The sequence below is a fragment of the Undibacterium sp. GW821-FHT11H02 genome (assembly GCF_058808015.1).
Genome location: NZ_JBXARG010000002.1, coordinates 108071 through 130735 on the forward strand (window position 1 = coordinate 108071; position 22665 = coordinate 130735).

Sequence of the window (22665 nt, forward strand, 5' to 3'; positions counted from 1 at the left end):
TCTCTTGTCTTTCTCTTGTCTTTCTCTTGTCTTTCTCCGTGTCTCTGTGCCTCTGTGTTGAGAGGTTTTGGTTTTTAAAAATTTCCGAAAGATTAAAATCATGTTTAGCAAAATCCTCATCGCCAATCGTGGCGAAATTGCTTGCCGTGTTGCCGCGACAGCGCGTCGCATGGGTATCAAAACGGTCGCGGTCTATTCCGAAGCCGATGCCAATGCCAAGCATGTGGCGGTGTGTGATGAAGCGGTCTTGATTGGCCCTGCGCCTGCCAAAGAAAGTTATCTGCGTGCCGATAAAATTATCGAAGTGGCGTTGGCCACTGGTGCACAAGCGATTCATCCTGGTTATGGCTTCTTGTCTGAGAACAGTGAATTTGCAAATGCTTGCGCGAAAGCCGGTATTGCATTTATTGGCCCACCAGCATCTGCGATCGAAGCGATGGGAAGTAAGTCTGCAGCTAAATCCTTGATGGAAAAAGCCAATGTGCCTTTAGTGCCCGGCTACCATGGCGATAATCAAGATCCTGATTTCTTGCAAAACGAGGCTGATCGCATCGGTTATCCCGTATTGTTAAAAGCCAGCGCTGGTGGCGGTGGTAAAGGCATGCGTGTGATTGAACACAGCAAAGATTTTAAAGATGGTTTGGCTTCGTGCAAACGCGAAGCGATCAATTCTTTTGGTGACGATAAGGTCCTTGCTGAAAAGTATTTGCAACGCCCTCGTCATATCGAGATTCAAGTATTTGCCGATACGCATGGTAATTGCGTCTACCTGTTTGAACGTGATTGCTCAGTGCAACGTCGTCATCAAAAAGTATTAGAAGAAGCACCTGCGCCGGGCATGACAGCAGAGCGTCGCGCAGCGATGGGCGACGCGGCAGTCGCTGCAGCAAAAGCAGTTGGCTATGTTGGCGCTGGCACAGTCGAGTTCATCGCCAATCAAGATGGTTCTTTTTATTTCATGGAAATGAATACGCGTTTGCAGGTCGAACATCCAGTGACAGAAATGATCACTGGTACCGATTTGGTCGAATGGCAACTCCGTGTCGCCGCTGGCGAACAACTACCTTTGCAGCAATCCGAATTGCAAATTCACGGACACGCAATCGAAGCGCGAGTGTATGCAGAAAATCCGGAAAAAGGTTTCTTGCCTTCGATCGGCACTTTGCGCCATGCACGTACGCCGGATGCCGTGAATTTTGAACTTGGCGGTACCACGAACCCAGCTGCTTTCCGTATCGATAGTGGTGTGCGCGAAGGCGATACGATTTCGCCTTTCTACGACCCCATGATCGCCAAGATGATCGTGTGGGGCAAAGACAGAACCGAAGCCTTGGCTCGCATGGCACAAGCTTTGTCGCAGTACCAAATCGTCGGTTTGAATTCGAATATCGCCTTCTTGTCGCGTTTGATTACTAGTCAGGCTTTCTCGTCTGCAGATTTAGATACAGGTTTGATTGAACGTAATCAAGAAGCCTTATTCCCAACGCCAGCTCCCGCCAGTTTGAATGCATTATCTTTTGCAGCCGTTGCTTTGATCACGAGCGAGAAACAACATGGCAACGATCCTTGGCAAGGCAATCAAGGCTGGCGCATGAATACGCAAATGCAACGCGGTTTGCAATTTGTGGAGGAACATCAAACGCATGCTCTGCAGGTCACTTACACCAACGACGCTTGGCGTATTGCAGCCAATGGCATGAGTCAATCAGTGCGCTTGGTGCAGCAAAAGGCGAATGACTTTGTATTAGCGATAGCCGATCAAACCGTCACTGGCACCGTAGTGCGCGACGGCGAACACTTCCACGTTTTCAGTCAAGGTGTGCATACTGATTTGCATTACAACGACGTGTTAGCGCATGCCGGCGAAGCCGAAGCAGAGGGTGGTCGATTAACCGCACCGATGCCAGGTAAGATTGTTGCCGTGTTAGTTAACAATGGCCAAGAAGTCAAAAAGGGCGAAGCCTTACTGATCATGGAAGCGATGAAAATGGAGCACACAATCTCTGCGCCGCATGATGGTGTAGTCGACGAAGTTTTATATGCGGTTGGTGATCAAGTGACTGAAGGTGCTCCTTTGTTGAATTTCAAGCAGTGATGATTGTAGAACCCTTCTCCCGCTAGCGGGAGAGGGGCAGGGGGTGAGGGTGGTTCAGTTTAGTTAAACGTAAGAAATAACATTGAAATATTTGATGAAACCTTAGAACATCAAGCGATTTTGTCGATCAACCACCCTCATCCCTAACCCTTCTCCCGCTTGCGGGAGAAGGGGACTGAAAAGCAAAGGCGATAATGGAAGAACTTTTTCCCCACCATCCGCAACAGATCCCCGAAGATCTGAAAGCGTATGCACGAGAGATGCGTAAAAAGATGCCAGATGCGGAGCAATTGCTTTGGTATTTGCTTAGAAATAGAAGAGTGGCTGGAGCGAAGTTCCGCCGACAGCACCCAGTAGGTCGTTATATTCTCGACTTCTATTGCGTAGAGAAAAAGTTAGCGGTTGAGTTGGATGGCGGTCAACATAGTGAGCAAATCGATTATGATCAAAAACGAGATACTTACTTAAATCAGAAAGGTATTAAGGCCTTGCGTTTCTGGAATAATCAAATGTTGCTGGAGACAGAGGCAGTCCTTGAATCGATATACTTGAACCTCATGGAGAATAATCCCTCTCCCGCAAGCGGGAGAGGGGTAGGGGTGAGGGTAGTCGAGTAACCGCGCAATTGTTTCTCCAAATTAGTGAATAAAAAAATGAACATAATCTATTACGCAGCAGGTGCCAATCCTGAAGTTTGGTTAAACGCTTTCCACCGCTATCTGCCCGGCGCGAATATCCGTATTTGGGAAGAAGGCGATAACGCGCCAGCCGACTACGCGTTGGTGTGGAAACCACCCGTAGCTATGTTACGTGGACGTAGCGACCTCAAAGCCATCTTCAATCTCGGCGCGGGGGTTGATGCGATTTTGCAATTAGGCGATGCCTTGCCACAAGGCGTACCCTTGATTCGTGTCGATGACGCCGGCATGGGTGTGCAGATGGCGGAGTATGTGAGTCACGCGGTGCTGCGTCACTTCCGTCGTTTTGATGAATACGATGCACTACAAGCAGACAAGCAATGGCGACCATTGCCGCAGCATCAAAAAGACGATTTTAGTATCGGCATTTTAGGCTTGGGGGTTTTGGGAAATCGCATCATTGATGGTTTGCGTAGTTTCGATTTTCCTCTGCTCGGCTGGAGTCGCTCAGCAAAGCAGATAGCCGGTGTGCAGTGCTTTCACGGTGACGATGGCTTGGATACTTTCTTAAGTCAAACTAAAGTGCTGGTCTTAATTTTGCCGCTGACCAAAGATACTGAAAATTTGATGGATAAAACCAAGCTGGCGAAGTTAAAGCAAGGCGCGTATATCGTGAATGTCGCTCGTGGTGCGCACTTAGTAGAAGAAGATTTATTAGCGCTGATACAGCAAGGACACATCGCTGGTGCCACGCTCGATGTGTTCCGTGAAGAACCATTACCGCAAGCCCATCCATTTTGGAATGAAAGGCGCATCCACATCACGCCGCATATTTCGGCACTAACCGTGCGCGATGAAAGCGCCAAACAAATCGCGCATAAGATTGCCGCATTGCAGCGCGGTGAATCCGTGATCGGCGTGGTCGATCAAAGTAAGGGATATTAAAAAATGAGCACACAACTGAATACGCAACCGAGCTTACCTAAACAAGTCAAAATCGTCGAAGTCGGTCCACGCGATGGTCTGCAAAACGAAAAAGAAACCATCTCCGCCGAAGTTAAAATTGAATTGGTCAATCGTTTGACCAAGGCAGGCTTTGTGAACATTGAAGCGGCTTCGTTTGTCTCACCGAAGTGGGTGCCGCAGATGGCAACCTCGACCGAAGTGATGGCGGGCATTACGCGCGAAGCGGGCGTGATCTATTCTGCTTTGACACCGAATATGAAAGGCTTTGAAGCAGCCTTAGCAGCGGGTGCGCATGAAGTCGTGATTTTTAGTTCTGCCTCTGAAGCCTTTGCACAAAAAAATATTAATTGTTCGATTGCAGAATCGATAGAACGTTTCCGCGATGTGGCAGCGGCGGCGAAACAGCATGGTCTGCGTTTGCGCGGCAGCATCAGTTGCTCGTTCGGTTGTCCTTATCAAGGTGAAGTGACGCCTGAGCAGGTGGCCGACGTGGTCAAGCTCATGCGCGATTTGGGATGCGATGAGATCGATATCGCCGATACGATAGGCGTTGGCACACCGCGTCATGTGCAGGCCGTGATGCAACGCGTTGCGCAAGAATTTCCGATTGCGCAAATTTCTGGTCACTTCCATGACACCTATGGTCAAGCCTTGGCGAACATCTATGCCAGCATGGAAGTCGGTGTCAGTATTTTCCATTCTTCGGTCGCCGGTCTCGGTGGTTGCCCGTATGCCAAAGGTGCGACGGGCAATGTTGCTACCGAAGATGTGCTGTTTATGATGCAGGGCTTGGGCGTAGAGACTGGCATTGATTTGAACGCCGTGGTCGATGCGGGTCAATTCATCTCGCAACATCTGGGCCGCAAAGCTGTCAGTCGCGCCGGTAATGCGATTGCGGCGAAGCGTGCTGCTTAATTGTTGACGTGCTGAAGTTATTTTCCTCCTCTCCTACGCTGGGCGAACTCGCGGTCGGCAAAGACAATAATTTCAATTTATTGCGCTTGCTGGCAGCGTTCGCCGTCTTATTCAGTCACAGCTTTGCCATGCTTGCTCAGCCCGAACCTTTTGCCGCGAGTGTGGGCAAGAATCTGGGTGCAATGGCGGTCGACGTCTTCTTCGTGACTAGCGGATTTTTAGTCTGTGCGAGTTTGATGCGTAGCCAAAACGCATTCGATTATTTGCGGGCGCGCGCTTTTCGAATTTTCCCTGCTTTGTGGGTGATGTTGGTGTTCAGCGGTTTCATTTTGGGCGCAGGTTTGAGTCGACTCGATTTTGTGAGCTATCTGCATGAGGCTCAAACTTGGCATTACTTTCTGAAAAATGCGGTCTTGATGGGCGGTGTGGAATTTTACTTACCAGGATTGTTTGAACAAAACCATCTGAAAGGCATCGTCAACGGTTCCTTGTGGAGCATGATCTATGAGTTGAGTATGTATGTCTTGTTGCTGCTCACCTGTTCTGCATATTTTTACGTGTCGAAATTTCGCTCGCATACAGTGGCTTTAACCCTCGCACTCATGGTGTTTTTGTGTGCTTGGTTTGTGTCGGATCGCTTCTATTTGTTAGAGCATATTCAGTTGCTACGATTTGTCTGGTTCTTTTTTATCGCCAGTATTTTTTATTGGCTACGTCATCGTGTGCCTATGTCGGGGAAATTTATCGCCTGCATAGTTGCGGCTGGCTTGATCGCGCTGAGTTTGAGTGGTCATGCGTTTTTGATCGTGTATTACCTTGCTTTACCTTATGTGCTGTTCTATCTGGCTTATGTGCCTGCTGGAAAAATTCGCGCTTTTAATCGCTTCGGCGACTATTCCTATGGCGTCTATTTGTACGCCTTTCCTCTACAACAAGCCTTGCTTGTTAGCTACTCTGGTTGGACGGTTTCCACCCTCGCCATCAGCACCAGTGTGCTGACCTTGATGTGTGCGTTGGGTTCTTGGCATTGCATAGAGCAGCCCGTGCTGGCTTTGCGCTCACGTTTCCGCTGAGCTTTCCTGCGCGGTATTCACAAAAAATTTTTACCGGAAGAATTTTCGAATTTGATAGGAAATTCTGGTTAAAATGCACAGCACTTTCTGCAATTATTCTCATTTTCCGCAGAATTATTTCAATCAATCATAGAGGGATTTGTCATGGCAATGGATGTAATTGATTATCAAATTTTTGGCGACGACATGCAATTCGTAGAGATCGAACTCGATCCTCGTGAGGCTGTGGTGGGTGAAGCGGGTTCTATGTTTTACATGGAAGACCAGATACAGATGGAAACCATTTTCGGAGATGGTTCCGCATCACAAGGTGGTTTGTTGGGTTCATTGATGGGCGCCGGCAAACGCTTGTTGACGGGGGAATCTTTGTTCACCACGGTGTACACCAATCAAGGTGCTGGAAAACGTAAAGTCGCGTTTGGCGCGCCTTATCCAGGACGCATCATCCCTATGCATTTGGATCAATTAGGCGGTACTTTATTGTGTCAAAAAGATGCCTTCTTATGTGCCGCGAAAGGTGTGTCATTAGGTATCGCATTTCAAAAACGCTTAGGTGCGGGCTTCTTTGGCGGCGAAGGCTTTATTCTGCAAAAACTCGAAGGAGATGGTTTGGCATTTGTACATGCTGGCGGCGCCTTGATCGCAAAAGATTTACAGCCGGGAGAAACTTTGCGCGTCGATACTGGCTGCGTGGTGGCATTTACCAGCAATGTGGATTTTGATATTCAATTTGTCGGCGGTGTGAAAACTGCGCTATTTGGCGGCGAAGGAATTTTCTTCACTACCCTGCGTGGTCCCGGCAAAGTATGGTTGCAATCCTTACCTTTGGCACGCATGGCAAACCGCATCGTTGGTGCTTCTAAAATGGGGGGCAGTCGCGGTGGTGAGGAGGGATCAGTGTTAGGTGGATTGGGAAATCTGTTCGAACGCGATTAAGTTTTGCATGCTGGAAGTCGGCTCCGTTCCAGGTGCTTTAACATACTCTTTACAGCCGGATTGCTTAGCGCAATCCGGTTTTTTTTGTCAATTGAAATGACCGCAATATCATTCTTCTGGACTTAGTCGGGGTCTTCTCATCCATTCAAATTTCTTCTTCCCTTAGGCTTATACCGGCTGCTACCTAAGCGAATTTTAGTTTTGCGGTGCTCGCATTGTTCTGGCATCGCTGCGCTGCCCGACTCAGGCTTGGATTGTTCGCGACGCTTGTGCAAAGGTGATAAGAAATACTTGAAAAAACACGAAGTGCCAAAGTGGCTATCTTTTGTTTAATTACTAAATAATTTCAAGTAATTAGAAAACCACACAGGGGCTTTGCCGATACAAAGTTATGTTTCACATGGACTTAATTTCGTGTAAATTCTGCCATTAGATTCTCTTCGATTTCAGCTACTTGAACTAAGAATTGTGAAGTAATTTAAAGGCTTTATTTTTTAACTTTTAAAAATGGCTAATTTTTATTTAATGGCGTTTACTATTCTCTAGTGGAAAAAACTTCGTATTCTTTACTCGCCTTGTTTTGTGTCTTCTCGCTGAATGAAGCGAGGGCGGACATTTTTCGCTGTGTGAATGCAGAAGGTAAATTAGTTACATCGGATCGGCCCATTCCAGAGTGTGCGAATCGTACGGTAAAAGTATACAAAAACAATGGTCATTTTAAGAATGAAATTGCGCCGCCGGTCTCCGCCGAAGAGAAAAAGCGCTTGGAACTTGAGGCCCAAAAAAGAAAAGCTCAGCAATTAGCCGATGATGAGAGAAAACGCGAAGAACGTTATTTGCTCGCACATTATCAAGATGAAGAAGATATTCAGATCGCGCGCAAGAGAGCGGTCGATGCTTTGTTAGAGAAGAAACGCCTTGCGAATGAGCAACTCCTGGGATTGAGTCAAATCATTTCTAGCCTGCAGGGCGAGTTAAAGAATTCAAAAAAGACCTCTAAAGAAGCAGAATCTATTCAACAAAGAGCGAACGACCTGAGTACCAGCATCAGTAATAGTCGCAATGCCATTAACTTTTACGAGCAAGAGATAGTACGAACCAACCAAGAATATGATCAGACCTTGTTACGCTATCGTCAGGTGGTTAGAAAAGTAAAATAGTCCCTCGCTCGCTATGTCTCAGGTAATCACAGGCTATCACAACAAATTTGGCTAGAAGTGCGGGAGCGATAATCCTCAATGAATTCGTCAAAGCTACCGTGCTGAGCTTGCTCCATTTGCAGCTGTTGCGTTAAAGAGTTACGCGCCAATTCTTCAAAATACGCAATATCCTCAGCAGACATCGGCTGCGCTTTGAATTGTTCGGCAAAGTAATGACTTTGCTTTAACGCAAATTGATTGAATGAACCTTGTTCCTGACGAATCGCAGCTAGCACACGCGCTGAAGGTGTCAGATCAGGGTCACGCAACTTATCTAACTGCGCTTGCAGGCTAAGCTGATGTTCATTACTGCCAGCTTGTTTATCTAGGAGTGCCGCTAGTGGCGTAATTTTTGCGATGAGTTGCTCGCCCCAATTTTTCAGGCTGATTGCTTCCCCCTGATTTTGCAGCATCAAGTTTGCTGCTCTGCCTTGCTTGACGGTTAATGCAAAATTACTGAGGTTTTCTTCGCCCTCAGTATCATTGGTCAACACGCTTTCATCGAGTGCACAAAACAATAAAAAGGCATCAAGGAAGCGAGATGTTTGTAAATTAATACCTAAAGCTTCGAATGGATCGACATCGAGGCAACGCACTTCTATGTATTGCACGCCACGCGCACACAAAGCTTCAACCGGACGCTCTCCGACTTTGATGACGCGTTTCGGACGTATCGTTGCATAAAATTCGTTTTCAATTTGCAGTACATTGGCATTGATTTGCATCCATTCGCCGTCTTTTTTTACACCTAAGGATTCATAGGCTGGGTGAGGCTTTCTTACGGCCAGAGACAGGCTACGCATGTATTCAAGCAAGCTGTTATACGGTGGCACTAATCCGTCTTGCACATTGTTTTGATAACCCAGATCACTCATACGTAAGCTGGTCGCATAAGGCAAATATAGGGTGTCATCGGACAAGGACGCTAAGTCATGCGAACGACCCCGTAAAAAGTTTTTTGAGAGCGCTGGCGAGGCGCCAAATAAGTACATCAGCAGCCAACTGTAGCGATGAAAATTGCGGATTAAAGCGATATAGCTTTCCGATTGATAGTCTTGATCCGAGCGCGTATCGGCAGCATCGTTTTTCAGCAGCTTCCACAGATCTTCGGATAAAGAATAATTGTAATGTATGCCCGCAATGCACTGCATGCTTTTACCGTAGCGTAGCGCTAAACCGCGTCGATACACATGCTTGATCATGCCTATATGCGATGTGCCGTACCAGGCAATCGGAATATCCTTTTCTTCTGGTAGTTCGCAGGGCATGGAATTATTCCATAACATTTGTGCGCCAAAGCGCGCGTAACTAAATCTATGTATCAGTTCGAGTTTATCAAGTGCGATAGAAATGTCCTGTTCAGCCGGTGTGATAAATTCCAGCAGGGATTCTGAATAGTCAGTGGTAATCAAGGGATGCGTCAATGCTGATCCCAGCGCAACTGGATGCGGTGTCAACATCAATTTACCTTGAGCATCGACCCGCAAAGTCTCTCGTTCAATACCACGTAAACCTTGAGCGAGCAGAGGTAAATTAGACGTAGTATCGAGTAGTTGCAGACGCTGTTTGAGCATATCGCTGAGTAAACTTTTCAAGGGAAATATCCTTCATGAGTGCTGTATTTCATAGCCTGAAATAACTAAGACATATAGCATAGCCGAAATTTGCAAAACGCATATTGATGTGACATTTTTTTTGCCTGGGCTCGAGCATTGCTAGGATCCTAGATAACAGTCAATTATTTCAAGCGTGTGAAAGACAATCGGCCAATTACGTTTTTGCTTTTCGATAGGGCGCAAAGATTTGAAGTGAAGCAGCTTATGTGGTTGAAATGTAAATGGCCTTTGATGGTATCCAGGCATTTAAAGCTCACAGGCTAAGGTCAAGTAGTTTAAGATCTCGCCTGGATGGAATTTTTGAATAGGCTAGTGATGAAGGCTGTATGTGGTGTTGATTTTGGAACCTCGAATTCGACTGTGGGATTGGCCGATGGTAAACGGGTTCAGTTGCTAAATCTCGAGGAGGGCAAAGCAACTTTGCCTTCGGTCATTTTTTTTAACGCGGATTTAGACGAAGTCAATTATGGCCGCGCCGCTTTGAGCGCGTATCTAGATGGCTATGAAGGTCGCCTGATGCGCTCTATGAAAAGCCTGTTAGGAACCAGTCTGATAGAAGGTCAAACGGAAGTGCTGGGGCGTCGTTTGCCGTATAAGCAGTTATTGACGCAGTATATTGCCGAGTTAAAACGACGTGCAGAATTGGCTGCACAGAAGCCGTTTGAGCAGGCAGTTTTCGGTCGGCCCGTGCATTTTATTGACGATAGTCAAAGCGCCGATCAATTGGCGGAGCAGACTTTACGCGAGATAGCGCAAGCGGTCGGATTTAAAGAAATTGCTTTTCAGTTTGAACCGATTGCAGCAGCCTTAGATTACGAGTCGCGGATTGATGCAGAAGAACTGGTCTTGGTGGTGGATATTGGCGGTGGTACCGCGGATTTTTCGGTGATTCGACTTTCACCTGAACGTCGTAAAAAAATTGAACGGCATGAGGATATTCTAAGTAATACTGGGGTACATATCGGCGGTACTGATTTTGATAAGTACCTAAGTTTGCAGCAGCTCATGCCTCGTCTCGGGATGGGAGGGCGACTCAGTAGTGGCATAGAAATGCCGTCGGCAAATTACTTTAACTTGGCAACCTGGCACACAATTAATCTGGTGTATTCACAAAAAGTGGTGCGCGAGATACACGATATTTGTCGAGATATTAATGATGCGACTTTACGTTATCGTTGTGAATGCTTGCTGAATTTGATTGAGCAAAGGGATGGTCATTGGCTGGCGCTCAAAGCGGAGCAGGCAAAAATTTTATTGAGTGATCAAGTCAGTATCTCGGTCGAACTGGAGCGTTTGCGCAGTAAGTCCAGGCCAGCGCAAGAGACGGAATTGCTGGTTATGACACAAGCGCATTTACAGTTGGCGATTGCCCCCTTATTTACCCAACTCAATCAAACTATCGCAGAAGCCATAAGCAGCGCGAACGTCAAAAATGAGCAAATTGACACAGTCTTCTTTACTGGCGGCGCTAGTGGTGTACGTGGTTTGCGCGAAGATTTGAATCGCTTACTGCCACAGGCAAAACTAGTGCAGGGCGATATCTTCGGTAGTATCGGTGCTGGTTTGGCGTGGGATGCTCAACGTCGTTATGCTTAAGACATGAATTGAAACGCAAAAAAGTGAGGTCTGATTAATTTGCATTTTGTGTTGTAAAGTCGCTTTGATTTTGTTGTGTTTTGTTGTTGCAGGGCAAAGTAGTTGTTATATACTGAAAGCACTTTGTTTGTGTGAGTTTCCAACAAAATTTGGGGGCGGCATGTCAGAAAATCTTGAGGATGACGAGATTCTTATCGAGGAAGATCTTGATAACGATGCCTTGGCCAACATTTCTCAACGTACTTGGAAGATTGCGATTGTCGACGATGACGAAGACGTGCATCGTGCGACAGAGTTCTCTTTGCTTGATGTCAAAATCCTTAATCGCCGCTTAGAATTCATACACACTTATTCCAAAGCTGAAACCCACGAGCGCTTTGCAGTCGAATCCGATATCGCCGTTGTTTTGCTTGATGTGGTCATGGAAACCGAACATGCAGGTTTGGATTTGGTTTGTTTCATCCGTGACGATTTGAAATGGCGCGATACCAGAATTATTCTGCGTACTGGACAGCCCGGATATGCGCCAGAAGAAGATGCAATCCGCGATTACGACATCAACGATTACAAAACAAAAAACGAACTCACCCGTAAAAAATTATTGACGGCGTTGACGGCTGCCATCCGTTCTTATGATCAATTGCGCACGATAGAAGCGAGCCGGCGCGGACTGCATCAAATTATTACCTCCAGTGCCGCGTTTTCTATGCAAGATGGCATTGAAGGCTTTGCATCTGGCGTGATTACCCAAATCGCAGCCCTATGCGGCGTTCCATCTGAGGGCTTGTTATGTGCGCAGTGCGATGAGGCACTGCAGTTTGATAACAGCTTTCGGTATAGCGTCATCGCCTCAGCCGGGCATTATCGCAATTTGATGAATCGTCCTATCGATGAGATTGACAATCCTGTCATTCGCGATGCCTTGCGCCGGGCGCTATCTGAACGTGTATCTTTGTTCGAAGAAAACAATATGACATTGTATTTTTCGGGTAGAGGCAAACGTGCGATCGCCGCGTTTATAGAATTACCTTATGCCTTAACTGCCATTGATCAGCAACTATTGGAAATATTTTGTTTTAATCTCGGCGTGTGCCTAGATAACTTGGGTCTGGTCAGCCAGTTAAAGAACTATGCTTTCCGCGACCAACTTTTGATGTTGCCCAACCGTTTGAGGTTTATTGAACAAGTTAATTCATCGATAGAGAATGTGACGCCGGACCAGATGTTGGTCTTGATTGATATTGATGATTTTGCGGAGATCAATGATGTGTTGGGACATCGGTATGGCGATCTCTTGTTGCGGGCGGTTGCGAATCGCTTGCAGCAGTCTTTGGGTAATCAGGTTTTTTTAGCGCGTATAGGTGGTGATGTATTTGGTCTGTTAGGAAGTAGCACGGCTTTGTTGCCAGAAAAACTGCAGAAGTTGTTTGACGATCCTTTTATTATCGACGACACCTCGCATTCAGTTTCTATGTCTATGGGTTTGGTGGCGCTGGATTCTTATTCTCAATCCGGTGCCGATGTGCTGAAAGATGCCAGCATTGCATTGAAACGTACTAAGGGTTATCAACGTGGTTCGCACACCATGTTTACGCGTGAGATGGGAATTGAAATTCGCGAACGCGCATTGTTGATGCAGCATCTGCATAAGGCATTTGATGCTGAGCGTTTGTTCTTGATGTATCAGCCACAAATTAGTTTAGGCAATCGTAAAGTCATAGGATTTGAAGCTTTGTTACGCTGGCGTACCGATGAAGGTCAGATGATTGCGCCTACTGATTTCATCCCGTTGGCTGAACATTCTGGCTTGATCATTAGTTTGGGTGCCTGGGTGCTGCGTACCGCTTGTTACACCATGGTGCAGCTCTTGGAAAAGGGCTTTGCTTTAGAGCGTATGGCGGTGAATGTCTCGGTCATACAGTTCCGTCAACCGGATTTTATTGAATTGGTAAAACGCGCCTTGCAAGACAGTGGATTGGCACCGCATTACCTTGAATTAGAAATTACAGAATCGGTGACGATGAGTGGCGTCGGTCAGTTTGAAGAGGCTTTAGCGAATTTGAAAGCGATAGGCGTACAGATCGCGATTGATGACTTTGGTACTGGATTCTCTTCATTGAGTTACCTGGACAAATTACCGGTAGATCGTTTAAAGATTGATCGCGCATTTGTGATGCAGATCGATACGCTAGGTGGTCCAAGAATCGCAGAGTTAATTACCCAACTAGGCGAAAAATTGGGCTTAGCGGTGATCGCAGAAGGCATAGAAACCGAAACGCATCTCGATGTGCTGCGCAAGATGGGGTGCGCTGAAGGGCAGGGGTTTTTGATCGCGCGACCGATGTTGGACAATGCGATTGAGACTTGGCTGAAAGAATGGAAATAGCGCAATCCTCAAGCCTGGTGTTTAAAACGGACTCTGATACATGCTGGCGCCTAAATGGGCGCCAGTTTCTTATGTCGATGCTTGACGGTAGGTTTCGTAGCCTTTAGCGCGTAAATCGCAGGCGGGACAAGTTCCGCAGCCATGCCCCCAAGCGTGCAGTTGACCACGCTCGCCCAGATAACATGTGTGCGTATCTTGTCGTATTAATTCTATTAATGCGCTGCCACCTAATTGTTCTGCCAGACGCCAGGATTGCGCTTTATCTATCCACATCAAGGGCGTCTCTATATTCAGACGAGTTGCCATGCCCAGGTTGATGGCAACTTGCAATGCCTTCATGCTGTCATCGCGACAATCAGGGTAACCAGAAAAATCAGTTTCACACATGCCGCCCACCAGGACTTCTAGGTTTCTGCGATACGCGAGTGTTGCGGCTGTCAACATGAACATCAAATTTCGTCCCGGCACGAAGGTATTTGGTAATCCATTTTCTTGCATTTCTATTGCAATATCTGCAGTCATTGCCGTATGCGACAGCTGCGAAATCAAAGACAAATCGATGATGTGATCATCGCCTAGTTTGCTATTCCACTCAGGTGACAGTGCGCGCATTTTTTTTAAGAGTTCAGGGCGCATGGTCAATTCAATCGCATGGCGTTGACCATAATCGAAACCTATGGTTTCAACATAGTCATAGCGCTCCAATGCCCAGGCCAGGCAAGTGGTCGAGTCTTGTCCGCCACTGAATAAAACTAAGGCACGTTTGGATAAATTTTTCATGTTGAAATCTTAAAGAATGCAGGTGATCAAGTAATTGGTCGTATCGAGTTTATCTCATTGTTTTTTAATTGAGACGATTTTTTGCTCTAGCTTATCGCCGTTGGCATCTTGAAAGCTGATACGTATAGGGTAGTAGTCTAGTGTGGTCGCCAGCCATAATTCTATGTGCTGTGTTTTTGCATCGGGGGGCGGCGCTTTGAGAATGTGGAGTACTTCCAATTCACCTAAGGCAGTTTGAATTTTATTGATTTCAATTAATTTGAAGACCCAAGGATCGGCATCGCGTAAGCCTGCGACAAACATCTTCCATTCATGCCCCGCTTGCAATGATTCGCCCGCGCTTCTCGCTAAATTGACTAGTTGCCAGGTCGCGCTTAAACGATCTTGTTCGCCTCCTTTAATCGGATAGCTTAGATCAGAATCGGAGAAGGTAATGGTCTTGTTTTGACGATCGAAGGTGGTGCTTGCTTCATCGCGGCGAAAACGTTTTTCCAGAAATTTTTCTGGCGCCAGGCCCAATGAATCGATGAAGCCTGCGCTGCTGGTTCTTAAAATTTTGCCAAACAGAGCTACACTGGTTTCCGAGTTTAGACGGTAAGATTTAGCTCCAGTAGCGGTGTCTTTGACTTGCCATGACACGCGCGCTTCGCCGCTCACCGGTATGCCTTTTTGACTCGATTTCACTGCATACACCAGCTCAGCGGAGGGCGCTAAATCGACCGCCTTGGCATGCACCGTTGTGCTGCTCATCAATTCAAAAATACTAAAAGCGATTAGGGCTAATCGCGAGCTAAAAGTCAGTTCATTTATCATCTGCTACGACTCGTTTCTTAATTTCGGTGACGATTTGATACGTTACCGTACCATTACTTTCGGTATTCTTGATTTGGACCGGATACCAGCTCAACGAGGGCGCCAGCCAGATGTCGAGTCGCGAATTATAGACACCAGGGCGCGGCGGCCGGACTATATGAACGGTCTTTAACTTGCCTGACTCGACTAGCTTGCTGTCAATTTCCTCTTCATCGACCACCTGAAAGAGGAATTCTGCAGCATCACGACCTTCTGCGACTTGTATCGTAAATTCTTTACCACTGGTAAATTGCGCTGCCTGACCATTTCCTATCGCTGCTAATTGCAAAAGCAGGCTGGCTGCATCTTGTACACCGTCTTGCATAGGCACCGTTTTATTGCTGGCAGAAAAAGTAATTGTTTTAGCAAAATGATTAAAGTGTATGGCTGTCGGTGCTTTGGTTTTTCGCTCATCGGTACTCGTGCCAGGCATTAAGCCGTGCGGGCCAATGTCGCCCTCGCTGCTTAGTGTAAATAAATTCAAAGTTGTGATGATTAAATTGACACCTACTTCCAGCTGGAGTTTGTAGCGGTTGTTATAGACCTGCCAGGATAGAGTAGCAACGCCTCTGGTCGGCGTGTCGTTGACCTTGGTGTGTGTTACATCTAAACGCATTTCTATCGAACTTGGTACCTGAGTGACTAATTTCGTGAGCTTGCTTTCTTCCGTAAGCGTGTTGGCCGCAGCGGGCTCTTCAGGAGGTGGTGTGAGTTCTGCTGGCGTCTCTTCCGGCATGACTTCTGATGTGATGACAGGTTCGGGCAGCGGTTCTTGCGTTTGTGGTTGCGGTATATTCCTGACTTTTTTGTTGGGTGCAGGTTTGGGTTGCGGTTTTAATGTAGGTGTCGCCTGCCTACTCGGGCTGGTATTACTTACGGGTTCTGGTGTCGGACGCAAGTTGACTTGTATTGACGCATTCGATGCCTGTAATACTTGTGGCTTCCAATCCTTCCATGCCGCCGATTCAAAAAACAATACGTGCAGCAGCAGAGTCGCAAGCGAAAAAACCACAGTTTTGCGCTTGATTGCGTGTTTTAATTGCTGAAAGAAAGAAAAGACTTGTGCCATAACGCTAGTGTAATCGTTCTGGCTTATTCTTGCGACAAGTGCAAACCTTGTTGCGGACTCGTTTCTTCATGCTCGCGATGGTTTATGAAATTTAATTGGGTTTGCAAAATAGCTAGTCCCAATATGTTTAAGGAGAAAGATATGCAAAATCCATTTCAGCAGAACAATGCAGGCAGTATGGGGGGAATGAATGACCCCTTAGGATTCGTGAAAAAATTATGGGGCGATATGCAATTGCCTGGCATGGTGACACCCACGCTTTCGGTGGATGAATTGGATAAGCAAATTAAGGATTTGAAAACGGTCGAATCGTGGTTGAACGTGAATATGAATATGTTGAAGGGCACGATACAAGCCTTGGAAGTGCAACGCGCCACTATCGCTGCTTTAAAAACGATGGGCGAGAGTTTTGCGCAAGCCACGGGCAACAGCGAAAAGGCCGCTACTTCGACTTTTTCTTCGCAATGGCCTATGCCGGAAACGGGCAGTAGCAATAAGGCGCAGCCCAAACAAAAGGTGCCGGAACCTGCCGTTGAAGACGAAATGGATGAAGTCGACGACGAAGAACCAGAAGTGGATGAGTTGCCTCAAGCAGAGGTGCCAGCGGCTGCGAAAGAAGAGCAGGGGGAGCAAACGAGTACAGCCAAGTCCGATGGAGGTGCTTTCAGTAATCCAGCAGCTTGGTGGACGGTATTGCAGGATCAATTTAAACAAGCATTGAGTCACGCGATGCAAGATGAAGTAAGTACCAAGACCCCATCCGTCAATCAGGGAAGTGTGAAGAACGTAAAAGAAGGCAAGTCCGCTGTAAGCAAGGAGAAGAGTGGGAGTGCCAAAGTAGCGGTACGCAAAGTGCCTATGGCACCCAAAACACCCAAAAAGAATCCATCCAGCACATCATCGACGACCGCCAAGCGTAGTGAAAAAACGAGCGTAGCTAGTAAGGCACCCCTGAAACGCCGTGTAACAAGTAAATCAAAATTGGGCTAAGTAAAGCGTTGCGTTAAACGCCTTCTTCTTGAAAAAAGGAAGAAGGCGTTTTGCATGTTGACTCACTTATTGCCAACATCTAAGAACCCGAAGATCAATTTGAGTTAGTGCTTATTTCCCTAAAGCCTTTTCAATTTCCGCAACCAAGCCCTTATTCTCAGGTGTGGTCGTGCTGGCGTAAGCCGCTAAGACTTTACCATTACGGTCAATTAAATATTTATAGAAATTCCATTTTGGCGTAGTGCCCGTGGCCTTAATCAATTGCGCATAAAAGGGATTAACCTCACTACCTTGCACTGAAGTTTTGGCAAACATAGGGAATTTCACGCCGTAAGTATTGAAGCAAAAATCGGCAATTTCCTTACTATTGCCTGGCTCTTGTTTGCCAAAATCATTGGATGGAAAACCGAGTACCACTAAACCGCGCTGCGCGTATTTTGCATACAGTGCTTCCAGCCCTTCGTATTGTTTGGTGAAGCCGCAATAACTGGCCGTGTTCACCACCAGGGCGACCTTACCTTGATACTGGCATAGGTTTTGTGGCGCATCGTCCTGCAGGCGATTAAAACTATGTTTTAAAATATCGGGACAGGCTGCATCTTGAGCTAATACTTGACCCGAAGTGGACATAAGTAGAGCGCTAAATAGCATGCTAACTAAAGTCGACAGGCGGACTATTTTTTTGGAAAATGACATAACAACTCCCTGATCTAAGAAGAAAATCATCTTAGCGCAATTTGCTGTTATTTGCAGTTTAATGCTGAGCGCGTTACAGTAAGCGCCTCATTTGTTTTTTTGACCCAGACTATCGCTTGGAATTTGCGTTGATGGCGGATGCACTTGTCGAGATAATTTTGAAGTGAATCAGGCGCCAGTAGCCAGCTATGGGCAACGAAGAGCCACAAAACTAACCTAAAGTGCATCGTTAGCGCGAAAATCGCACCGCAGTTGCGCCCAATAGATAATCTGGGTTTGATTTTTATCTTGCACTTTAAATAGTCTTCTCTACTTATGCCTGACTTTGAAAATAAAATTGGCGACCCCAGTCGCTTGATCGAACAGCTGCAATCATTGCCGCATCCAGTCGTGATGACAAATGGTGTGTTTGACCTCTTGCATCGTGGTCATGTGACTTATCTGGCACAGGCGAAAGCTTTGGGCGCTTCCTTGGTGGTTGCCGTGAATACCGATGCATCGGTACGGCGCTTGGGTAAAGGTGAAGACAGGCCGATTAATGTTTGCTCGGATCGCATGGCGGTGTTGGCTGCCTTGGCATCGGTTGATTTGGTTTTGGCATTTGATGAGGATACTGCCTTGCAAGCGGTGCAATTGGTGCGGCCAGATATTTATGTCAAAGGTGGCGACTATGATATGCATGCGATTCCGGAAGGGCAGGCGGTCTTAGCATACGGTGGTCAAGTGCGGGCTATCGATTTTGAGTACGATAGGTCTACGACCAAAATTCTGCAAAAGCTAACTCAGAAATGAGCGTGAAAATAGGGTAGAGAAAAACTAGGCCTGTGTGAGTCCAAACCAGCCTAGGTTAACCCGAAGACGGTCGCAGGGCGCAGTCTTAACTGCCACCTAGAAAATCATTTTGTCGCCAAGCTTCATATACGACGATGGCGACAGTGTTGGACAGATTCAGGCTGCGATTATCTGGCCGCATTGGCAGGCGTATGCGCTGCGTGGTGGGAAATGATTCGCGTAAAGCGGGTGCTAAACCACGGGTTTCTGCTCCAAATACAAAGTAATCACCGGGTTTGAATTCAGTTGCTGAGAAGTTGGATGAACCGTGGGTGGTGAGAGCAAATAAACGATCCGCGGGTGGCTGCTCTGATGCTAAAAAAGCTTCCCAATTCTTATGTACTTTCATTCGTGCATATTCGTGATAGTCCAAACCAGCACGCTTTAATTTGCTGTCTTCTAAGGGGAAGCCAAGCGGCTCAATTAAATGCAATTGCACGCCAGCATTGGCGCACAAACGAATAATATTCCCCGTGTTGGGCGGAATTTCTGGCTCGACTAAAACGACATTAAACAAGGTACGTCCTTTTTTTACTTTTTGAATGTGAAATCATAACGTAAAGGATGGCGGAATGTTTGAACGTTTGTAGCTACCACTAGGTCGATCACATGAGCGTACTTCGAATTAAACGAAAGGCAAAAGCGCTAGCCGCAGAGGCGCAGAGGACGCGGAGAAAGCCCAAAAACAAGTTTTTCTCTGCGCTCTCTGCGGCGAGGCTTTGCTTGGATGTTCAATTTTTTCAGCGATTATTCTACTTGCTATTCTTATTTCAAGCTCGACTTCGATTAAACCCAAATCGTGCGGGCGAATACGAAGTTACTGACTTTTCTTGCGCCAAATCGTTTGAGTACTTTGGCTGCCTCATTCAAAGTCGTGCCAGTCGTAATGACGTCGTCAACGAGGGCAATGTGCCTGGCTTGAATCAGGTTCGACAATTCAGAATGAACAGTAAAGGCATTGCGCACATTTTTGTGCCGGGCATCGGGATGCAAGCTACTTTGCTGAACGGTGTCACGCAGGCGTAGTAATAGATCGTGCCGTACTGGGATACCGAGGTCATTGCCTAAAGGCTTGGCGATTTCTAAGGATTGATTAAATCCTCTTGCGATTAAGCGTTGTGCTCCCAAAGGGATAGGGCAAATCAAATCCGGCAGTGTGTCTTGCGGCATAGCACTGATTTGGTTTCTGAGTTCTTTTGCGAATGCAGTAGCTAAGCCTAATTGATGTGCGAATTTAAGTGCGAGTACCAGATGATCAATCGGAGGCACGTAATTGCATGCAACGATGGTGCGGTCGAAGTGCGGGCGATTCTTTATACATTCACCACATATTTGATTTGCCGAAGAAGCTGGTAAAGGCAAGGCGCAACTTGGACAACGCTTGCTTTGCCCGGGGAAAAAATCAATCTGGCACTGCGCACAGATTAAATTTTCACTTTGATTCTTGCAAATCGCGCAAAAATTCGGCAATAGCTGTTGCAGCAAATGCTTCCACAGTTTGCTGTTGTATCCGAGTTGTTGCAAAGAGCGAAATGGCATGCTGAGGCGAATAGTTTTGAGTGAGGGGGAACGGAATGTTATTTAAGTATCACCTAAAAAACGAGAAATTTATTTTTGCTGTGGATCGACGAGGTAAACTAGCTGCTTCCTCATCTCTAAACATTGGTGTGACTTTAGCATGCCAAATTTGAACTATGCTTAGTGCTCCTATCGATTTGCCTTTAGTCCGTCGTTTGTTTGCAACGCCCGAGCGGGTGCAAGGTTCGCAATTTTTACGCAGGGAAATCGCGAGTCGTATGCGGGAGAAGTTGGAGTTAGTCAAGATCGTAGCGGCTACCGTGTTAGACGCTGGTTGTGGTGACGGTATTGATTTGCCTTTGTTGGGGCAACGATTTCCGCAGGCACAGATATTCGGACTCGATGCCTCTTTGTCTGCACTGCAAAGTGGTGCGCAAGTGCAAGCAAATACACGCCAAGGCTTGGGCCAATTACTGGGTAAGTTCGTGGCGGATGCGTTTCGAAGTAAGTCGAATACGCTTTTAATTTGCGGCAATTTTGCGCAGCCCAGCTTGAAGAAAAATAGTCTCGATGTACTTTGGTCAAATTTGGCATTGCATTGGCATCCACAGCCGCATTTGGTGCTTAGCGAGTGGATAAATCTGCTGCGCGTGAATGGTCTGGTGATGTTCTCCAGTTTTGGCCCCGATACCTTGATAGAGCTACGCCAAGCATTTTCCGTGGTGGATGATTTTCCACACACCCTAGCTTTCGTTGACATGCACGACTTGGGCGATATGTTGGTGCAGGCAGGCTTTGCCACGCCGGTGATGGATGTCGAAAGAATTACTTTGCGTTATCAAGACGTACAGCAATTGTTTGCCGATGTACGTGCCTTGGGCGGCAACCCGTTATCGAATCGGCGTCGTGGATTGTTGGGGCGCAAAGATTTTGCCAAAGTGGTGGCTGAACTAGAAAAAACACGTGGCGCAGATGGGCGTATTCCGCTTAGTTTTGAAATTGTTTTTGGACATGCCTTTAAGCCACAAGCGACCCGGTTGGCGACTGGCGAGTCGATTATTCGCCTCGATTTTCCCAAGAGAAACTAAAGAATGAATTGTCAAAATGGCTAATAAATGACTATATTGGCTAGTTTGTAAAATGCGCTTTGTGCTAGCAGAATTGCTGACTGTCAACATGATTTTGCTTAGGCGAACCGTGATTTCTTCTTGATATAGCGCAGCTTTACGCTTTATACTCTCGCAGTTGTGGAAGTTGCCAGCGTTTTTTTTGAGCAACTTCTGTTGAAAATTCTAATAGGTTTTTGGGGAAATCATGAAACATGCTATGCGATTAAAGTCGAGAACGCTGGGTGCCTCCTTGGTGCTCGGTGCTTCGCTTTTGGCTGCTGGGATGCCAGCTTGGGCCGTTAAAGATAGCCCAGGTGGTCCTGCCGTCAAGCAGTTAAACCTGCAAACACCCGTGACTCAAATCGCGGAGCAAATCTACTCCATCCATAACCTCATGCTGTATATCTGCTTGGCAATTTTTGTCGCAGTATTCGGCGTGATGTTTTATTCCATTTTGAAGCATCGTAAGTCTTTGGGTCATAAACCAGCTACTTTCCACGAAAGTACTACGGTAGAGATTCTGTGGACTATCGTGCCTTTCTTCATCGTGATCGGTATGGCATTGCCTGCAACCAAGACTGTGGTGGCAATGAAAGATACTTCCAACGCCGATATCACGATCAAGGCAACTGGCATGCAGTGGAAGTGGGGTTACGATTACCTCAAAGGCGAAGGCGAAGGTATTTCCTTCTTGTCTACCTTAGCAACGCCACGCACGCAAGTTGGCGCGCCTGGCTTAGCCCCAACTGAGGCACGCGGCGTCAATTATTTGTTGGAAGTTGATAACGAAGTCGTTGTGCCAGTCAATAAGAAAATCCGCATTATCACCACCGCCAATGACGTGATTCATGGTTGGACGATTCCAGCCTTTGGCGTAAAACAAGATGCGATTCCAGGTTTCGTTCGTGATACTTGGTTCAAAGCAGAAAAAATTGGTACTTATCGCGGTCAATGCGTTGAATTATGCGGTAAAGAGCATGCCTTTATGCCTATCGTGGTGCGCGTTGTATCTGATGCAGATTACACCGCCTGGGTCGATGGTAAGAAAAAAGAAATGGCCGCGAAAGCCGATGATCCAAGCAAAGTTTGGACGGTAGATGAGTTGAAACAACGCGGTGAAAGTGTCTATGCTGCCAATTGCGTTGCTTGTCATCAAGCAAACGGTAAAGGTGTTCCAGGTGCATTTGCTGCACTCGATGGCTCCGCTATTGTGAACGGACCGAAAGCGGCACAGCTCAATATCTTGTTGAACGGTAAAGCCGGTATGCCAGCATGGAAAGCAACTTTGTCTGATACAGAAATTGCAGCGGTAATTACTTATACCCGTAATAGCTGGTCGAATAAGGCAGCAGAAAATATCGTCCAGCCAGCCGAAGTTTTGGCTGCGCGTAAGTAATTGA

At 46.8% G+C, this 22665-nt stretch carries 20 protein-coding genes; 13 read left to right on the forward strand and 7 right to left on the reverse strand.

The annotated features are described in order from the left end of the window. The first annotated feature begins 100 nt into the window (after positions 1 to 100). The 7 genes from AC1RR2_RS02765 to AC1RR2_RS02795 all read left to right on the forward strand — a co-directional run bounded on the left by AC1RR2_RS02765 (position 101) and on the right by AC1RR2_RS02795 (position 7783). Positions 101 to 2095, forward strand: a complete 1995-nt coding sequence (locus AC1RR2_RS02765; protein WP_493220782.1) for an acetyl/propionyl/methylcrotonyl-CoA carboxylase subunit alpha — start codon at positions 101 to 103, stop codon at positions 2093 to 2095. Positions 2096 to 2289: 194 nt separating this feature from the next. Further along, positions 2290 to 2712 carry an endonuclease domain-containing protein gene (locus tag AC1RR2_RS02770; RefSeq protein ID WP_493220783.1) on the forward strand — a complete coding sequence of 141 codons (423 nt, stop codon included), beginning with the start codon at positions 2290 to 2292 and terminating at the stop codon, positions 2710 to 2712. 36 nt (positions 2713 to 2748) lie between these two features. Then, positions 2749 to 3678: a 2-hydroxyacid dehydrogenase gene (locus AC1RR2_RS02775; RefSeq protein WP_493220784.1), complete on the forward strand. Its 930-nt coding sequence runs from the start codon at positions 2749 to 2751 to the stop codon at positions 3676 to 3678. 3 nt (positions 3679 to 3681) lie between these two features. After that, positions 3682 to 4614, forward strand: a complete 933-nt coding sequence (locus tag AC1RR2_RS02780; protein WP_493220785.1) for a hydroxymethylglutaryl-CoA lyase — start codon at positions 3682 to 3684, stop codon at positions 4612 to 4614. Positions 4615 to 4622: 8 nt separating this feature from the next. Beyond that, positions 4623 to 5687, forward strand: a complete 1065-nt coding sequence (locus tag AC1RR2_RS02785) for an acyltransferase family protein (RefSeq protein ID WP_493220786.1) — start codon at positions 4623 to 4625, stop codon at positions 5685 to 5687. Positions 5688 to 5831: 144 nt separating this feature from the next. Continuing rightward, positions 5832 to 6623: a TIGR00266 family protein gene (locus tag AC1RR2_RS02790; protein ID WP_493220787.1), complete on the forward strand. Its 792-nt coding sequence runs from the start codon at positions 5832 to 5834 to the stop codon at positions 6621 to 6623. A 626-nt stretch (positions 6624 to 7249) separates the two neighbouring features. Beyond that, positions 7250 to 7783, forward strand: coding sequence for a hypothetical protein (locus AC1RR2_RS02795; protein WP_493220788.1), 534 nt, complete (start codon positions 7250 to 7252; stop codon positions 7781 to 7783). 26 nt (positions 7784 to 7809) lie between these two features. On the opposite strand, the gene gshA is transcribed toward AC1RR2_RS02795, so the two are convergent. Next, a complete protein-coding gene (gene gshA, locus AC1RR2_RS02800; protein WP_493220994.1) occupies positions 7810 to 9396 on the reverse strand; it encodes a glutamate--cysteine ligase in 1587 nt (528 codons plus the stop codon). Positions 9397 to 9753: 357 nt separating this feature from the next. On the opposite strand from gshA, the gene AC1RR2_RS02805 reads away from it, so the two are divergent. Next, positions 9754 to 11034 carry an Hsp70 family protein gene (locus AC1RR2_RS02805; RefSeq protein WP_493220789.1) on the forward strand — a complete coding sequence of 427 codons (1281 nt, stop codon included), beginning with the start codon at positions 9754 to 9756 and terminating at the stop codon, positions 11032 to 11034. 160 nt (positions 11035 to 11194) lie between these two features. After that, positions 11195 to 13420: a bifunctional diguanylate cyclase/phosphodiesterase gene (locus tag AC1RR2_RS02810; RefSeq protein ID WP_493220790.1), complete on the forward strand. Its 2226-nt coding sequence runs from the start codon at positions 11195 to 11197 to the stop codon at positions 13418 to 13420. A 69-nt stretch (positions 13421 to 13489) separates the two neighbouring features. Here the strand turns inward: AC1RR2_RS02810 and queC are convergent, their stop codons facing one another. The 3 genes from queC to AC1RR2_RS02825 are packed head-to-tail and all read right to left on the reverse strand — an operon-like array spanning position 13490 to position 16121. Continuing rightward, complete coding sequence (gene queC, locus AC1RR2_RS02815; protein ID WP_493220791.1) at positions 13490 to 14200, reverse strand: 7-cyano-7-deazaguanine synthase QueC; 711 nt, start codon at positions 14198 to 14200, stop codon at positions 13490 to 13492. A gap of 54 nt (positions 14201 to 14254) precedes the next feature. Continuing rightward, positions 14255 to 15013, reverse strand: coding sequence for a DUF3108 domain-containing protein (locus AC1RR2_RS02820; RefSeq protein WP_493220792.1), 759 nt, complete (start codon positions 15011 to 15013; stop codon positions 14255 to 14257). Beyond that, entirely contained in the window at positions 15003 to 16121 is a 1119-nt protein-coding gene (locus tag AC1RR2_RS02825; protein WP_493220793.1) for a DUF3108 domain-containing protein, read from the reverse strand. Before AC1RR2_RS02825 ends, AC1RR2_RS02820 begins: the two co-directional genes overlap by 11 nt. Positions 16122 to 16262: 141 nt before the next feature. Here AC1RR2_RS02825 and AC1RR2_RS02830 point away from each other — a divergent pair, with 141 nt between their 5' ends. Next, the gene (locus tag AC1RR2_RS02830; RefSeq protein ID WP_493220794.1) at positions 16263 to 17111 is read left to right on the forward strand and encodes a PhaM family polyhydroxyalkanoate granule multifunctional regulatory protein; all 849 of its coding nucleotides are present in this window, start codon (positions 16263 to 16265) and stop codon (positions 17109 to 17111) included. 111 nt (positions 17112 to 17222) lie between these two features. Here the strand turns inward: AC1RR2_RS02830 and AC1RR2_RS02835 are convergent, their stop codons facing one another. Further along, positions 17223 to 17762 (reverse strand): glutathione peroxidase, encoded by a 540-nt coding sequence (locus AC1RR2_RS02835; protein ID WP_493220995.1) that lies wholly within the window; start codon positions 17760 to 17762, stop codon positions 17223 to 17225. 360 nt (positions 17763 to 18122) lie between these two features. Here AC1RR2_RS02835 and rfaE2 point away from each other — a divergent pair, with 360 nt between their 5' ends. Further along, a complete protein-coding gene (rfaE2, locus tag AC1RR2_RS02840; RefSeq protein WP_493220795.1) occupies positions 18123 to 18599 on the forward strand; it encodes a D-glycero-beta-D-manno-heptose 1-phosphate adenylyltransferase in 477 nt (158 codons plus the stop codon). An 85-nt stretch (positions 18600 to 18684) separates the two neighbouring features. Here the strand turns inward: rfaE2 and trmL are convergent, their stop codons facing one another. Beyond that, positions 18685 to 19155, reverse strand: a complete 471-nt coding sequence (gene trmL, locus AC1RR2_RS02845; RefSeq protein WP_493220796.1) for a tRNA (uridine(34)/cytosine(34)/5-carboxymethylaminomethyluridine(34)-2'-O)-methyltransferase TrmL — start codon at positions 19153 to 19155, stop codon at positions 18685 to 18687. 269 nt (positions 19156 to 19424) lie between these two features. Then, positions 19425 to 20177 (reverse strand): ComF family protein, encoded by a 753-nt coding sequence (locus tag AC1RR2_RS02850; protein WP_493220797.1) that lies wholly within the window; start codon positions 20175 to 20177, stop codon positions 19425 to 19427. Between the two features lie 155 nt (positions 20178 to 20332). On the opposite strand from AC1RR2_RS02850, the gene AC1RR2_RS02855 reads away from it, so the two are divergent. Next, a complete protein-coding gene (locus tag AC1RR2_RS02855; protein ID WP_493220798.1) occupies positions 20333 to 21244 on the forward strand; it encodes a methyltransferase domain-containing protein in 912 nt (303 codons plus the stop codon). A gap of 226 nt (positions 21245 to 21470) precedes the next feature. Next, positions 21471 to 22661 carry a cytochrome c oxidase subunit II gene (gene coxB / locus AC1RR2_RS02860; RefSeq protein ID WP_493220799.1) on the forward strand — a complete coding sequence of 397 codons (1191 nt, stop codon included), beginning with the start codon at positions 21471 to 21473 and terminating at the stop codon, positions 22659 to 22661. The last annotated feature ends 4 nt before the right edge of the window (positions 22662 to 22665 follow it).